This window comes from Shewanella sp. 8A, from assembly GCF_023475945.1.
Lineage (GTDB): Bacteria > Pseudomonadota > Gammaproteobacteria > Enterobacterales > Shewanellaceae > Shewanella > Shewanella xiamenensis.
This window is the reverse complement of the sequence record NZ_JAMDJP010000008.1, coordinates 153,046-166,647: the sequence shown is the minus strand read 5'-3', so window position 1 is coordinate 166,647 and position 13,602 is coordinate 153,046. Positions and strand designations below refer to the sequence as shown.

The 13,602-nt window shown below is 44.0% G+C and carries 13 protein-coding genes; 5 read left to right on the top strand and 8 right to left on the bottom strand.

Annotated features, from left to right (window positions below; translation table 11 throughout):
• Positions 1-2: 2 nt before the first annotated feature.
• The 3 genes from rsxG to nth all read left to right on the top strand — a co-directional run bounded on the left by rsxG (position 3) and on the right by nth (position 2,040).
• The gene (rsxG, locus tag M0413_RS08530; protein ID WP_172589644.1) at positions 3-641 is read left to right on the top strand and encodes an electron transport complex subunit RsxG; all 639 of its coding nucleotides are present in this window, start codon (positions 3-5) and stop codon (positions 639-641) included.
• A complete protein-coding gene (locus M0413_RS08525; protein ID WP_249553808.1) occupies positions 634-1,332 on the top strand; it encodes an electron transport complex subunit E in 699 nt (232 codons plus the stop codon). Before rsxG ends, M0413_RS08525 begins: the two co-directional genes overlap by 8 nt.
• A gap of 66 nt (positions 1,333-1,398) precedes the next feature.
• A complete protein-coding gene (gene nth, locus M0413_RS08520; RefSeq protein WP_011622833.1) occupies positions 1,399-2,040 on the top strand; it encodes an endonuclease III in 642 nt (213 codons plus the stop codon).
• A gap of 172 nt (positions 2,041-2,212) precedes the next feature.
• Here nth and M0413_RS08515 read toward each other — a convergent pair whose 3' ends face one another.
• From M0413_RS08515 to M0413_RS08505, 3 genes are all read right to left on the bottom strand, one after another.
• Entirely contained in the window at positions 2,213-2,479 is a 267-nt protein-coding gene (locus M0413_RS08515) for a hypothetical protein (protein WP_099458157.1), read from the bottom strand.
• A gap of 96 nt (positions 2,480-2,575) precedes the next feature.
• A complete protein-coding gene (locus tag M0413_RS08510) occupies positions 2,576-3,040 on the bottom strand; it encodes a PA2404 family protein (RefSeq protein ID WP_099458158.1) in 465 nt (154 codons plus the stop codon).
• Positions 3,040-4,209: a PepSY-associated TM helix domain-containing protein gene (locus tag M0413_RS08505; RefSeq protein ID WP_249553807.1), complete on the bottom strand. Its 1,170-nt coding sequence runs from the start codon at positions 4,207-4,209 to the stop codon at positions 3,040-3,042. Before M0413_RS08505 ends, M0413_RS08510 begins: the two co-directional genes overlap by 1 nt.
• Before the next feature lie 475 nt (positions 4,210-4,684).
• Here M0413_RS08505 and M0413_RS08500 point away from each other — a divergent pair, with 475 nt between their 5' ends.
• Positions 4,685-5,611 carry a hypothetical protein gene (locus M0413_RS08500; RefSeq protein WP_249553806.1) on the top strand — a complete coding sequence of 309 codons (927 nt, stop codon included), beginning with the start codon at positions 4,685-4,687 and terminating at the stop codon, positions 5,609-5,611.
• 10 nt (positions 5,612-5,621) lie between these two features.
• On the opposite strand, the gene M0413_RS08495 is transcribed toward M0413_RS08500, so the two are convergent.
• The 5 genes from M0413_RS08495 to M0413_RS08475 form a co-directional block, all read right to left on the bottom strand.
• Entirely contained in the window at positions 5,622-6,404 is a 783-nt protein-coding gene (locus M0413_RS08495) for a CLCA_X family protein (protein WP_249553805.1), read from the bottom strand.
• 84 nt (positions 6,405-6,488) lie between these two features.
• A complete protein-coding gene (locus M0413_RS08490; RefSeq protein ID WP_249553804.1) occupies positions 6,489-8,423 on the bottom strand; it encodes a hybrid sensor histidine kinase/response regulator in 1,935 nt (644 codons plus the stop codon).
• Entirely contained in the window at positions 8,413-8,721 is a 309-nt protein-coding gene (locus tag M0413_RS08485; protein WP_055648259.1) for a hypothetical protein, read from the bottom strand. The genes M0413_RS08490 and M0413_RS08485 overlap by 11 nt, the downstream gene beginning before the upstream one ends.
• The gene (locus M0413_RS08480) at positions 8,714-9,919 is read right to left on the bottom strand and encodes an EAL domain-containing response regulator (RefSeq protein WP_140906683.1); all 1,206 of its coding nucleotides are present in this window, start codon (positions 9,917-9,919) and stop codon (positions 8,714-8,716) included. Before M0413_RS08480 ends, M0413_RS08485 begins: the two co-directional genes overlap by 8 nt.
• Entirely contained in the window at positions 9,916-10,896 is a 981-nt protein-coding gene (locus M0413_RS08475) for a helix-turn-helix transcriptional regulator (RefSeq protein WP_249553803.1), read from the bottom strand. The genes M0413_RS08480 and M0413_RS08475 overlap by 4 nt, the downstream gene beginning before the upstream one ends.
• Before the next feature lie 990 nt (positions 10,897-11,886).
• Between M0413_RS08475 and M0413_RS08470 the strand changes: the two genes are divergently transcribed.
• Positions 11,887-13,479, top strand: a complete 1,593-nt coding sequence (locus tag M0413_RS08470; RefSeq protein WP_249553802.1) for an ABC-F family ATPase — start codon at positions 11,887-11,889, stop codon at positions 13,477-13,479.
• Positions 13,480-13,602: the final 123 nt, after the last annotated feature.

The following is a 13,602-nucleotide window of genomic DNA, read 5'->3' as shown; positions in this document are numbered from 1 at the left end:
AATTGAATAACCCAATGATTAAAAATGGTCTGCTACTTGCCCTATTTGCCCTGCTCTGCACCGGCTTAGTGGCTGTGGTTAATCAACAGACCTTTGATGAAATAAAGCTGCAACAGCAGAAAGAACTGATGGGCATCTTACATCAACTGATCCCAGATGAACTCCATGACAATGAGCTGACCGCGCAGTGCACGTTACTGCAAAATAAAGAGGCGCTCGGCACTGAAGATGCCTTGCCTGCGTATATTGCCACCGCAGCGGGTAAACCCGTTGCTATCGCCTTAGAAGCCATCGCTCCCGATGGTTACAACGGTAATATTAAGCTGATTGTAGGTATCAACACCCAAGGTGAAGTATTAGGCGTTCGTACGCTTTCCCACCAAGAAACGCCCGGGCTTGGGGATAAAATCGAGTTACGTAAATCCGATTGGGTCACCAAATTTGTCGGTAAAGTGCTTACATCTGAAGATGATAAGCAGTGGCAGGTGCAAAAAGACGGCGGCGATTTCGACCAATTCACTGGCGCGACAATTACACCACGCGCCTATGTGAAAGCCGTTAAACGCGCTGTATGGTACTTTACTCAGCATCAAGCAGAGATTTTCAGCCAACCTCTGAATTGTGAGGCCAACCATGACTAATTATCGCGAAATTGCCTGGCAAGGACTGTGGAAAAACAACCCTGGCTTAGTGCAATTACTGGGCTTGTGCCCACTGTTAGCCGTAACGGCCACCCTCACCAACGCCCTCGGGCTTGGGGTCGCCACTATGTTGGTGCTTATAGGCTCAAACATTTTAGTCTCGTTGGTACGTGACTATGTGCCTAAGGAAATCCGGATCCCCGTGTTTGTGATGATCATTGCCGCGCTGGTGACGGCGGTGCAACTATTGGTCAACGCCTACGCCTATGGCCTGTATTTGTCCTTGGGGATCTTCTTGCCGTTGATTGTGACCAACTGCATTATTATTGGCCGCGCCGAAGCGTTTGCCTCCCGTAATAATGCCTTTAGCGCCGCCTTCGATGGACTGATGATGGGGCTTGGCTTTACCTTAGTCTTAGCGGTTCTTGGCGCAACGCGCGAAATTCTCGGCCAAGGCACCCTGTTTGATGGCGCCGACCAACTGCTCGGCCCATGGGCTAAAGCCTTAACGATTCAGGTATGGCAAGTCGATACCCCCTTCCTGCTGGCGATGTTACCGCCCGGCGCCTTTATTGTGATGGGCCTACTTATCGCCCTGAAAAACGTTATCGATAAAAAGCTTAAAGAGCGTCAACCCGAAGCGGCTGTACAACCAAGCGTGACACGGGCACGGATCACCAAAGTGAGTTAAGCCCTTATTGAGATAACAGCTTAAGTGGTGGGTTTAGCGTTAAACCCACTGCTTACAAGGATCACTATGAATCAAGAAAAACGCATCCAAATCCTCACCCGCCTGCGTGAAAACAATCCCAAACCCGAAACCGAGCTGAATTTCTCCAGTCCCTTTGAATTACTGGTGGCGGTGACTTTATCGGCGCAGGCAACCGATGTGAGCGTGAATAAGGCGACCGATAAACTGTTTCCAGTCGCCAATACCGCACACAGTATTTATGCCTTAGGCGTGGAGGGATTAAAGGAATATATCAAGACGATTGGCCTGTATAACAACAAAGCCATCAATGTGATTAAAGCCTGTGAGATCTTGATTGAAAAATACAATGGTGAAGTCCCAGAGGACAGAGAAGCGCTAGAGTCGCTTCCTGGCGTTGGTCGTAAAACCGCTAATGTGGTGCTCAATACCGCCTTTGGCTGGCCGACCATCGCCGTCGACACCCATATCTTTCGCATGGCAAACCGCACTAAATTCGCCCCCGGTAAAAACGTAGTCGAAGTCGAGGAGCGCATGTTAAAGGTTGTTCCCGCCGAATTTAAAGTCGATGTGCACCACTGGTTTATTCTGCATGGCCGCTATACCTGTCTGGCCCGCAAACCGCGCTGTGGTAGCTGTATTATTGAGGATCTTTGCGAGTTTAAGGAAAAGGTCTATCCCGAAGAATAAGGGCGCCATATGGTTGTCGTTAAGCGCTTTAACTAACGGAATGAGTAAGTAACAAGGGCTTTCAGGCTAGAGAATACTTTCAGGCTAGTTAAATTTTGCAGAAAGCCCTTTGTTATTAGCGTTGTCTTTAACACTGTTATTAGCCCTATTGATATTAGCCCTGTAGTGCAGATTAATTGGTCTGCTGAGCGGCTTTTTGCTGTAATAGGGCTAATAATTCTTCATATTTTGGCCCTTGGCCAAACTGGGGTAGCGCTACCGCAAAAACCACTAGCGCAAAGGCAATATAAATCGCGTACGGGTGACTCCAAAATCCTGCGAGCAACGTAAGTGTGCCAAAGATAAGCAACATAATCACCCCAACACGCACCCGCTGCGCCATCTGCACTTTTTGTTTCGCGGCAGCGATAAGCGTAAGTTCTGCTTGAGTAAATTCCATATCCAATCCTTTGCAGTAAACCTATCCGATAAAAATAACCCTCAGGTACAGTTTGCACCTGAGGGCGGTTTTACTGCAAACAATTTGATGTGGGTATTACTGAACTAACACTGCCTCGGGGACAGGCCATTGGCTGACTAACCATTCACCCTGCCAATTTTGAATTGACACCCACAGGCTATCCGTTGCCGCCAACTTAGCGCCGGTTATCGCATGCACATGCTGGCCATGTTTACTCCCATGTAAAACCCCATTTTCACCTTTTTGCAATGCTTCTAATGGCAACGCCTCTGGGCCGATATTGGCATACCCTTGACGAATATGGGCGACATCACCCTGTTCAAAGATCAACATAAAATCTTTTACGTAATCATCATGGTGTTTGTAAGGCGCCTTTAAATCTAAGGGCATAGGCGCGATTTTAAATTCACCAAGCTGCTGGCTCGGCCAAGCGGGTGGAAAGCTTGGGCTAAGCGACTGATAGAGAAACACAAAGGGTAAAATCAAAATCAAGCCACTGAGCTTGTATTTATGCTTTAACCAAAATACCGATGATGCCATTAGCGAGCCTCCCCTATCATATCTGCAGCTAAGTCTTTAGTTTCGGCCTGTTTAAAGGCGCGAACATGGCGCAATCCCCACATCATAAAACCAGTGATCGACATCCCAGAAAGTACCAGCCCAAAGCAGAACCAAATCAATTTAGTCCAAATGCCACCTAAGGTGCCGTAATGCAGCGGATCGGCAATATGCATTAAGGTTTGCATGCCTGTCATAGTTTCTGGTGAGCTGACACTGGCGATTTCGCCGGTCCATGGATTAATGCTGAGATTATAGGAATATTGATCATAAAAAATATGATCGCCGCTGCCGCTTAAATGATACATATCCCGTTGATGCTCAGGCAGCATCACATAACTTGGTTGAAAATCGGGGAAGCGCTGTTTGGCTAAACTTAAAGCCTCGGTAAAAGAGACATTGGCGCTTGGCACTTTTGAATCGCCAGCCTGTACTAGCGGCACTTGCTCGGCAGCAATCAATGGTGCATGGGGCTCGATATCAATATCCGCATGCCAGAAGATAGCTTGGACTAAATACCAAAGCCCAGTGAGGCTCATAATCGCGATAAACCAAATCGACCAAACACCCGATAACTTATGCAGATCAGACAATAAGGTCTTCTTTCCTTGCGTTAGACGTAATTTAGGCACCAAAAAGCTGCGCCAAAAGCGTTTGTACACAATGAGCCCTGTCAATAATGAGACAAGCATCAAGAGCGCCATAGAGCACACTAGGTAATACCCCAAGCTATAACCGCCCTGCCAAGGAAACAACAGCCAACCATGTAATGAACGCATAAAGCCGATAAAAGTGATGCCTTCGTTGATCTGCTGGATCTCACCCGTATATTGATTCACATAGGCGATAGCATAAGGCTTATCGGCATCGGTAAAAGTAATGGCATTGACTATATAAGGCTCAAAGGTCATTGCTCCCATGACTTGTGCATTTGGATAGGCCTTTTCCACCACCAGCATTAATTCATCAACGGGTTTCGCGGGTAGCTCATTCGGATTGGTCGCACGGGCTGCGGGGTTAGTCAGCCAAGTCAGTTCATGACTAAGTACTGCAACCGTGCCCGTTAAGCAGATGAAACTGAATAAAATCCAGATGGGCAATGATACCCAGCCGTGTAACATAAACCAGAAGCGATTACTTATTTTCGCCATGGGGAGTTGTTCCTACCTCTTTTAAAATCCTGTTAGTGTAAAGTTAATACGAATTATTATCAATACGGTATATGGGTAATCTACTATATTTACAAGATGAGTCACACATTTTGGGACAGCCAGCCTCTGGATATTCAACTCAAGCAGCGCTCAGGATGGATGAAGCGAGATAGGTTTAAATGAAAATGTTTATAGCATGCTGCTGATTACCACCGATTCAAATCGACATATATCCCTAGCCTGTCGAAGGCGCGTCTAGATGAAACACTGGATCAATTGGTATAGGTTTCTTGCTGAGATACCTGTATTTATGATGATTAGTGAATAAGTAATACAGATAAACAAAACAGTGTAACGTACTGTTATTATAAAATTTTATTAATTATTTTACCGATAGCTTGTCGGCAATAATTCTTTAGTCAGCACAGAAGATCCAGTACACTAGCCCTCTTTGCTTTAGAGAGTCCTTGCGAGTATGCCCTATTCACACCCCTTAGCCGATGCGCCTCAGCCACATACGCATATGCACCGTCAATTGGCTAAGCCGCAACCTAGGATTTCCCTCAAAGCACTTGCCGAGCAACTCAAGCTTGAGCAAGCCACCATCATTGGCAATGCGTCAGGGGAATGGCAACCTGCCGCGAAAGGTCTCACCTTTATTTTTAATGGTACGCAATGTCCGCAGCATTTCACGCCCCATGGTCATGTGGTTACGATTGCCAATGGTGGCTTTGCCGAATCGCAATATGCTTTTGAAGTACAAGGTCATCCCCAAGGTGTGCAACTGGCGAAAGCATTAACCCAAGTCGCCACCGATCTCACTGCAGCTCTCGGTTGCTGGCCATCATCTGGCTTAACGGCGATCGTTCTTATGATGACCTTGGCACAACAACTACAAGTTCAGCGCATGTCGCTACTGCCCAGCTTACGGCGCAGTGTTGAACTGCCCGAGACAGTCCATCTCCCCTGCATGGTTCATAACTGGTTAGGGGAAAGAAGAATCGCTAAAGCCCTACTCTGTGATCGCTTAGACTGGGCTGAATTTACGCTGAAACCTTGGGAGCAAACAACGGAGGCAACACACCAAGTAAACTTTATCTGTGAAAGTGAAGATCCCTTTCTCAAACTGGATTTATTGAGACAATATCTTCTCATTGAGTGTGTAAATGAGGATACCAAGCAAGGAGTTCGGCAGCATTTAGCCGAGTTAGCACATACGCCAAGCGCTATTTGGTTGCAGTGTGCGGATAAAGCTAAACTCATCGCATGTGAGTCGCTGTTTTTTAATCATCAGCCCGAAACACAGCTCAGCCCTTGGTATTTAATGGATTACCACGCCTCACAATGGCTCGATGCCATTCGCCACCAACTTGCCTACTGCCAGCAGCAACTCGCCGATTAACACTGATCGCTTATCCTACTTTCCCTAACGCTATGCCTAATGGCTCAAAGTAGGCTATCAAGGCATTAAAGATACGTTGTCTATGTGATTCGTCGGGATAAGCTCCTTCCTTTGCCTGCGCAGAGTAACGTGTGCCAGACACCAAATACGGATTTTGGATCCCTTGATAGGATTCGATACACGCTTCAAAGGCCCGAGCCATCATTTCGGTGGGTTTAGCAAAATACTGCGCACCATAACGCTTATCTAATGCTATTGCACGGCGTACATAATCGCTCGGCGCTAGATTGTCCTCAGAGAGTAATGTCACTCGAAAAATTTCTGCTAAACGATGATTTAACGGATGATCAATGAGCGGCAGATCCGCAAGCCAGAGATCACTGGCGCACTTAAAACGTCCCGTGGTTCGCGAAAACGCCTTAGGCGCCACATAATGGTCAAACGCATGCCAAAACTCATGGGCCAAGGCGCCAGCGCCGGCATTTTTTGCTAATGCCAGCTCTCTAGCCGCGGGAGCATAATGGGCCTGCCCCCCCTTTTGCCCGCCATGACCAAAGGCAAGACTTAAGGTTTGCCTTAGCCCTAAGGTTAAGGGCGGTAAATGCAGGATAAAGGCAAGGTCTGCCAGCGAATCAAACACTAAATTAGCGGCAATTAAGGATTCTTCCCGCGTAACCCAACGCCCTACGCGCACATGGCTAAAGCCAAAGGTTTGTTTCACGTCGAGAAAAGTCATTTGCTCCCCAAAGCGATAATCGGGGCCATGACGGTGGTATTGCTGATGGATTAGCACAATCCGTTAGAATCGTCGGTTAAGTATGTATAAAGGCCATTCTATGTGAAAGCCGAATGCATTTATAGTGTTCCAGTAACCATTCTATACTGGCGTAATTGCCGCTAATTTGCTCAAAAACACTTCTAAACTAAAGGGCTTTTGGATAAAGACCACATCGGGAAATCGCCCAAGTGCTGGGATCTCATCACTATCATTGGCTGAAAGCAGAAAATACTGGCATTCCCAAGTACTATCATCCATCTCAATGATAAGCTTGCGCATTTGTTGAATTAACACTAATCCGTCAGTCTCTTTTAACCGATAATCGACAATCACCAATGGTGGCCGCAGCGTTTTAAATAGCCTTAACGCCGATTCAGCCTGATCTGTACAGTGGATTTGGGCAAAATGGGACTCGAGCGCTCCACGGCAAATCTCAAGATTAAACAGATTATCGTCCACTAATAGTAATGGTTGCTGGGTATAACGGTGTATTGGCTCCTGCTTCTGGTGATAAAACTGACACGGAAAGTGCATTAATACCGTGGTTCCTCGTCCTTGCTGACTGCGTATCCGTAATTTACCGCCAATCTGCTCCAATAATCGCTTACAGGTATAAAGCCCAAGCCCTATTCCCGAAATACCATAGGAGCTGGACAGTGATTGATAAATAAAGGGACTATCTAACGCCCGCTTTGCCTGCATAGGCATACCTTCACCAAAATCACGGATCAACACCCTCAACATAGGTGAAGCTGAAGCTTGATTAAATGAAGGATGCAAATCCATATAACAGTGTACCTGCTCACCAGTACTGTATTTAAAAGCATTATTAATAATATTGGTGACAAGTTGGAATAGCTTAGTGCCATCAAGCTTAAGCAAGTCAGGTAACGTATCACTCACCGACACCGTGAGGGTTTTACCCGAAGTAGTATTGAAAGCTTGATAGTATTCTTGAATGCGACCAACATATTCTCTAAGGTTAATCGCATGCTGATCTAATGTGAGTTTTCCAACTTCAGCCTTACTGTAATTTAATGTGTTTTCAGCAACCGAATAAAGCAAATTTGCTGACCAGATCATTTTATCGACAATATGGCTTAGCTCCTGTTTTGATGTGCCCTGCTGCACTGGCTCGGATGGTATTGAAAGAGTTTTCTTGAGCATCCGGCTATAACCAAGCAACGCATTTATTGGCGTACGGATCTCATGATTAATACTGGCCATTACCGCTAATTTCGAACGATTTTCACATTCGATGCGTTCAATAAGCTGTTGATGTTTCGCTTTAAAAAACCATAGTAGCGAAAATGCTAGCCCAAGAAGCGCAATCGATAGGATTATAACGAAAAGCTCAATCACTTCCGCTCGAGGTACCTGATAATCAACCTGTAAATTGAAACGGGTCTGATATTCGTTCAATGTAATAAACTGACGATTTGAATAGGCAAATAAGCGCCAAATCCCCGTTGCTGCAGGGATATCACAGTAAGCGCTTCGTAAAATTGAATGCTCGAACTGATACGTAATGCATATATCTTGCTCTTGATCGATACGCGTCAAAATCCTTTTTTGGGAAATGGCATAAATCAAATAAGGCATCTGAGGTTCATCAATCTTAACGGTCAAAAGGGTATAATTGATTAGCTTGGCGTGTAAACTCCCGTTGTCCATCATACTTAATGTTAATGGCTTAAGTTCTGGTAAGATGGATGGATCAGAAATATACGCCAGTTCGAGTTCAGGGGTTAATGTGAAGGCAACGGCAGATTTGATCTTCAGCAAATCCTTAGCAAATACTTCAAATTCTTTTGTGGTCACCGCAGCGGAAGCATTAAAAAACGATCGCAATGCATCTAACATAATACGGTGTTGTAAAAACATATCTTGGGATGATGAAAATACTGCCTGAGCTTTTTTTTGATAAACCGCTTTAAATTCATTAATTGAATGGGCAAGCGTTAAGCAAATAATAATCAGCGTAATAAATAACCCGGTAAGCAAGTACATGCTTGAAGTATATTTACTCCCCATTATCTTGCTCCTTTACGGCATTTAACAAGAATTGGATCTGGGTGTTAAAAGCCGATACCGAAGCCAAATTTGAAACACACAACGTCTCATCCAAGGCGAGATAACTCGTCATCCCCAAAAACTCATGCCTAAGGTCAGAAAAACATTCTTCAGCGTTGAGTGACATAAGTTGCAGACTCATGCGTTCAAGCTCTATGAGTAAAGCTCGCCTTAACACTTGTTGCTGCGGCTGTTGATATTGCGCCAAAAAAACAGACAGCGCTTGCTTCACTTGGTGTTCAAGCCCATGATTATTCATGTATTAAACACTCACTTTGATAATGGCCTATCCAGTTAATAAGGTAACGACCTTCAATGGGTGGACTATACAAATATCCCTGTGCCACATCACAACCTAAGGCTGTCAAAATAGCGGCAATAGCGGCAGTTTCTACGCCTTCGGCAACCACTTTTACGTGCATCTTTTGCGCTAGGGCAATGGTCGACTCAACAATTAAATAATGTTGATGATTGATATCCATATCGGAGACAAAACTTTTATCAATTTTTATTTCTTTAAAAGGAATAGCATCAAGACGATCATAGGTCGAATAGCTTTTACCAAAATCATCCAGTGAAATATCAATATTATTAATAATGAGCCGGGCAATCGAATTAAGAACTCGATCTTGATTAATGATTTCCTGTGATTCAGTCAACTCTAAAATTAAGTGAATCCCCGTATGAGCACGACTAGACTCGATAATGTATTCAATTAATTCCTCACAGGTGAGATCATCTGCCGTAATATTGATTGATAATGAAAATGGGGTGAGTAGCGGCTGGCGTAGCCAACACTGCAACGCCTGAGAAATCACCATCCGCGAAAAAATACTGTTTAATCCCTGTTGATTAATTAAAGGCAAAAATACGTCGGGATAAATATAACCATGGTGGCGATCACATAAACGAGACAACACCTCAAAACCAGTAATTTCTTGGGTTTTTAAATTAATCTTTGGTTGGTAACAAAGGATCAACTGTTCATCCTTAAGTAACTGTTGAACGTTGATATTTGCATGTCGGTGACCTCGATGACGATGCGTAGTTGACTCAGGCACATCTTCGGTGTCGGTCGTAAGCAATGGCATTAAAATATCACTGGCATTGACAGGCTTTGCAAACACACCCAATAGGTTTAACCTGAGTGTATGAATAATACAGTCTACCAATTCAAGAGTTCGTTTATCGGAAGAACTGATCACGGCAATCGGAATCGACATCCACCGAGGCTCTGTCGCCAACATATTGATGACAGCAATACCATCGCCCTGCTCCATCTTCAAATCGATAATGATGAGATCGAGTGATACATTTAACCCCATAATTAAATCAATCCCTTGATTGCCATTACTGGCTTCATAAATATTAATTTCATTTTCGGCTAAACATTTATTGATATCCGCTTTGAGCGTTTCTCGGATAAATTTTTGATCATCAATAATGAGTATATTCATATATTGGTCTCTAGCTGCATAAAGAAAATAGGATCGATTGTCTGAGACTTAGCCGAAGGAATAACCGATAATTTCAGCAAATTTCGATTAGCCATGACTTCGGTTCTACTGGCGAAAAAGGAATAATTCTTTATAGTTCTATGATTGTTTTCTAAGGTTCTAATTTTAAAAATAGGTAACTTGAATTGGGAAAGCTTCCTTTTTAAGGATTCATCACAGATGCTGAAACTTAAGTACTTTATCGAACGACATAAAGCCATTTCATTCAGGTAGACAGACATCATATAGTTTTCAATATGAGGTGTGACACCAAAAGAAGAAAACACCATTAAGGTATCGGGGCTAGACTGACTGTTATGGCTAATAACCTCAAACAAATCCACTTCATCATTCATAAATTCGAGCGCGACCTTAGCGTGCGTGCGGCAAAACAAACAATGCCCAACAATCTGCTCTCCAAAACTAAATGCAACAACGAGCGATAATCCCAAAAAAAAGGGTTGCGATAATTGGCAATTATTCAAACAAAGCTGGGGGTTACTCTCATACACCAGGCTCAACTGTAGTAAGGTCAAAAAGTTATCATGATGGTTATCAATAAATTCGACACGATAAGGTTTATTACGATAATAAGGATGTTCGCTACGTTCGACACTCGAATCGAATAAATTAATCGAGGCGAGTCCTTCACTAACAAAACTTTTATCCTGCCGATAAATATCAAATAATTCTGAACCAAAAATTTCTACAATTTCTGCCTGTTTTGCTAGCGATGGAATATTGACTCCTCGCTCCCAACGGCTAATCGTAATCGCATCTAAAGCATCAAATAAACAACTTTTTTCCCTGAGTAAACAACATAAATCTTCCTGTGAAAGTTGATTTTCAGTGCGTGTGTGTTTTAAGAAATTGGAGAATGTCTGTGCACTTGTTTTGCTTTGATAGGAGATAGGTGTACAAATCATAGCGTGTTCCATCAGTCTTTTTTATTTTCTCAAGCAGCTCCATATATGTCTCAAGGTCAACATCATCTATTGGTTCTGGATACCTTAGGGTATAGATAATCCAGATACGTTGCTGTTCTTCCACAAAATAGAGACCAGTGATTTTCTCTTCTTGCATCACTTATACCTTTATAGATTTAGCCATATAACCATAATTTTGCTACGGTAATAGCAGTATAAGTGTCATCTTTTAAATAAGACCATGGCACTATTACAGTGTGTCATGGGAAAAAGTGTCTAGTGAACCATGCGGTAATATCTATTCGAACAAGCTGTATTACTGACGATACAAATAGATACAGAAATCAAACATAGAATTGCAATGTTTTATTACCATTCAGTTAAATATCGGCCTCGAAGAAAATAAAGGCGCAATCGCTAACACCTGTATTTCGATAAGCAGACAACGGCGGCAACTCATGCCGACTAACGAGACTAATTATCGAATTAAGGGAACATGACAGTGAGGGCGGCACTGAAACCCTAAGCGGTTTTTATTCTGAAATTTGCATAAATAAAGACTAATCTCGGGAATTCAGCTAAATTATATGCACATTGGTGAATATTAATTCAAAACAACATGTGCGATTGGTGAGCAAAACCCCGCGTTAGGGGGTAAACGAGGCGAACCCATAGTGGAAATAAGCAGTAATTAACCACTTCAAGGTTTAGATGGGTAGTGCTAATCACAGGCACCACTCAAGGATAAAGGCGCTTACGTAGATGCTCTTCCCTCGCGGAACCAAGAGACACAGCGTGCTTATTAAACGGGCTTCATCGGCAAGTTTATTATCTTTAAGGATTTGTTTGTAACTCGCATATTGTGCGTGAAATCGCTATACTGCGCGGCCAAATTATCTTGGCCAAGACTTTGCTGACATAAGCATGATTGTTGCAACGGCGTTTGTCAGCAACGCAGCCGGTTTAAGCCTTTTATTAAGACGTAACTCCTAGGACATCCCCTTGATCTCTACCGCAAATATCACCATGCAATTCGGCCCTGAGCCATTATTTGAAAATATCTCGGCAAAATTTGGCAACGGCAACCGTTATGGTTTGATTGGCGCTAACGGCTGCGGCAAATCGACTTTTATGAAGATCTTAAGTGGCGCCCTCGCCCCGACATCGGGTAACGTGTCCATCACCCCAGGGCTAAAAGTCGGCACCCTAAGCCAAGATCAATTCGCCTTTGAGCAATACACGGTTATCGATGCGGTGATCATGGGTGATACCCAACTGTGGAAAATCAAGCAAGAGCGTGACGCCATTTACGCCAAGCCAGACATGAGCGAAGAAGATGGCATGCGCGTGGGTGACTTGGAGAGTGAGTTTGCCGAGATGGACGGTTACAGCGCCGAGAGCCGCGCGGGCGAAATCCTCATCGAAGCCGGTATCGAAGAGTCTTTCCACTACGGTCCTATGTCTCAGGTTGCGCCAGGCTGGAAACTGCGGGTGTTATTAGCCCAAGCGCTGTTTGCTAACCCTGATATCTTGCTACTCGACGAACCGACCAACAACTTAGATATTCATACCATTAGTTGGCTTGAAACTGAGCTGAATAAACGCAAATGTACCATGATCATCATCTCCCACGATAGGCATTTCCTTAATGCAGTGTGTACCCATATGGCGGATATCGATTACGGCGAACTGCGTATTTATCCCGGCAACTATGACTACTTTTTAGCGCAATCGGCATTGTTGCGTGAACAACTCTTAGCTGGCAACGCCAAAAAGAGCGCCGAGATTGAAGAATTACAGGACTTTGTTAACCGCTTTGGTGCCAACGCTTCTAAGGCAAAACAAGCCAGCTCGCGCGCCAAACGCATGGACAAAATTAAACTGGATGAAGTGAAATCCTCCAGCCGAATTACCCCATCGATTCGTTTCGCTGCTGGCAAGAAAATGCATCGTCAAGCCTTAGTGCTGGAAAATCTTGGCCATGGTTTTGATGGCGAAAACTTATTCGAAGGAGGTGATTTAATTCTCGAAGCTGGCGCAAAACTAGCAATTATTGGCGAGAACGGTGTGGGTAAAACCACCCTATTACGCTGTTTAGTCAATGAATTAATCCATAATGAAGGCACGATTAAGTGGTCCGAAAATGCCGCTATCGGCTATTGCCCACAGGACAGTACCAGCAATTTCGATAATGACTTGACTATTATTGAATGGATGGACCAATGGCGCCAACCCAAACATAACGATTTGATGGTACGCGCCATGTTAGGTCGTTTGCTGTTTACCGAAGATGATGCCAATAAAAAGGCTAAAAACTGCTCCGGCGGAGAGAAAAACCGTTTAATTTTCGGTAAGTTAATGATGCAAGATATCAACGTCATCATTATGGACGAACCGACTAACCATATGGATATGGAAGCAATTGAAGCGCTCAATAATGCCCTCAAAGATTTTGAAGGCACGCTGATTTTTGTCAGTCATGACCGCGAATTTGTTTCTTCGTTAGCGACTCGCATTATTGATATTCGTGATAGAAAATTGGTGAACTTTCAAGGGACGTTTGATGAGTATCTGGCAAACCTTGCCAGTGCGTAGCCCTGCGGGTACTAGGTACTAAGCCTTTTTAAAGGCTTTATCCTTTGCCAATAAAAAAGACGCTTCACTCTACTCGAGATAAGCGTCTTTTTTATATCACCCTTTTTATATCACCCAGTGACT

What these genes read in the sequence shown, in the direction of transcription:
- M0413_RS08525 (WP_249553808.1), top strand. Translation starts at nt 634, where the DNA reads ATGACTAATTATCGCGAAATTGCCTGGCAAGGACTGTGGAAAAACAAC.
- nth (WP_011622833.1), top strand. Translation starts at nt 1,399, where the DNA reads ATGAATCAAGAAAAACGCATCCAAATCCTCACCCGCCTGCGTGAAAAC.
- M0413_RS08515 (WP_099458157.1), bottom strand. Translation starts at nt 2,479, where the DNA reads ATGGAATTTACTCAAGCAGAACTTACGCTTATCGCTGCCGCGAAACAA.
- M0413_RS08510 (WP_099458158.1), bottom strand. Translation starts at nt 3,040, where the DNA reads ATGGCATCATCGGTATTTTGGTTAAAGCATAAATACAAGCTCAGTGGC.
- M0413_RS08505 (WP_249553807.1), bottom strand. Translation starts at nt 4,209, where the DNA reads ATGGCGAAAATAAGTAATCGCTTCTGGTTTATGTTACACGGCTGGGTA.
- M0413_RS08500 (WP_249553806.1), top strand. Translation starts at nt 4,685, where the DNA reads ATGCCCTATTCACACCCCTTAGCCGATGCGCCTCAGCCACATACGCAT.
- M0413_RS08490 (WP_249553804.1), bottom strand. Translation starts at nt 8,423, where the DNA reads ATGGGGAGTAAATATACTTCAAGCATGTACTTGCTTACCGGGTTATTT.
- M0413_RS08485 (WP_055648259.1), bottom strand. Translation starts at nt 8,721, where the DNA reads ATGAATAATCATGGGCTTGAACACCAAGTGAAGCAAGCGCTGTCTGTT.
- M0413_RS08480 (WP_140906683.1), bottom strand. Translation starts at nt 9,919, where the DNA reads ATGAATATACTCATTATTGATGATCAAAAATTTATCCGAGAAACGCTC.
- M0413_RS08475 (WP_249553803.1), bottom strand. Translation starts at nt 10,896, where the DNA reads ATGGAACACGCTATGATTTGTACACCTATCTCCTATCAAAGCAAAACA.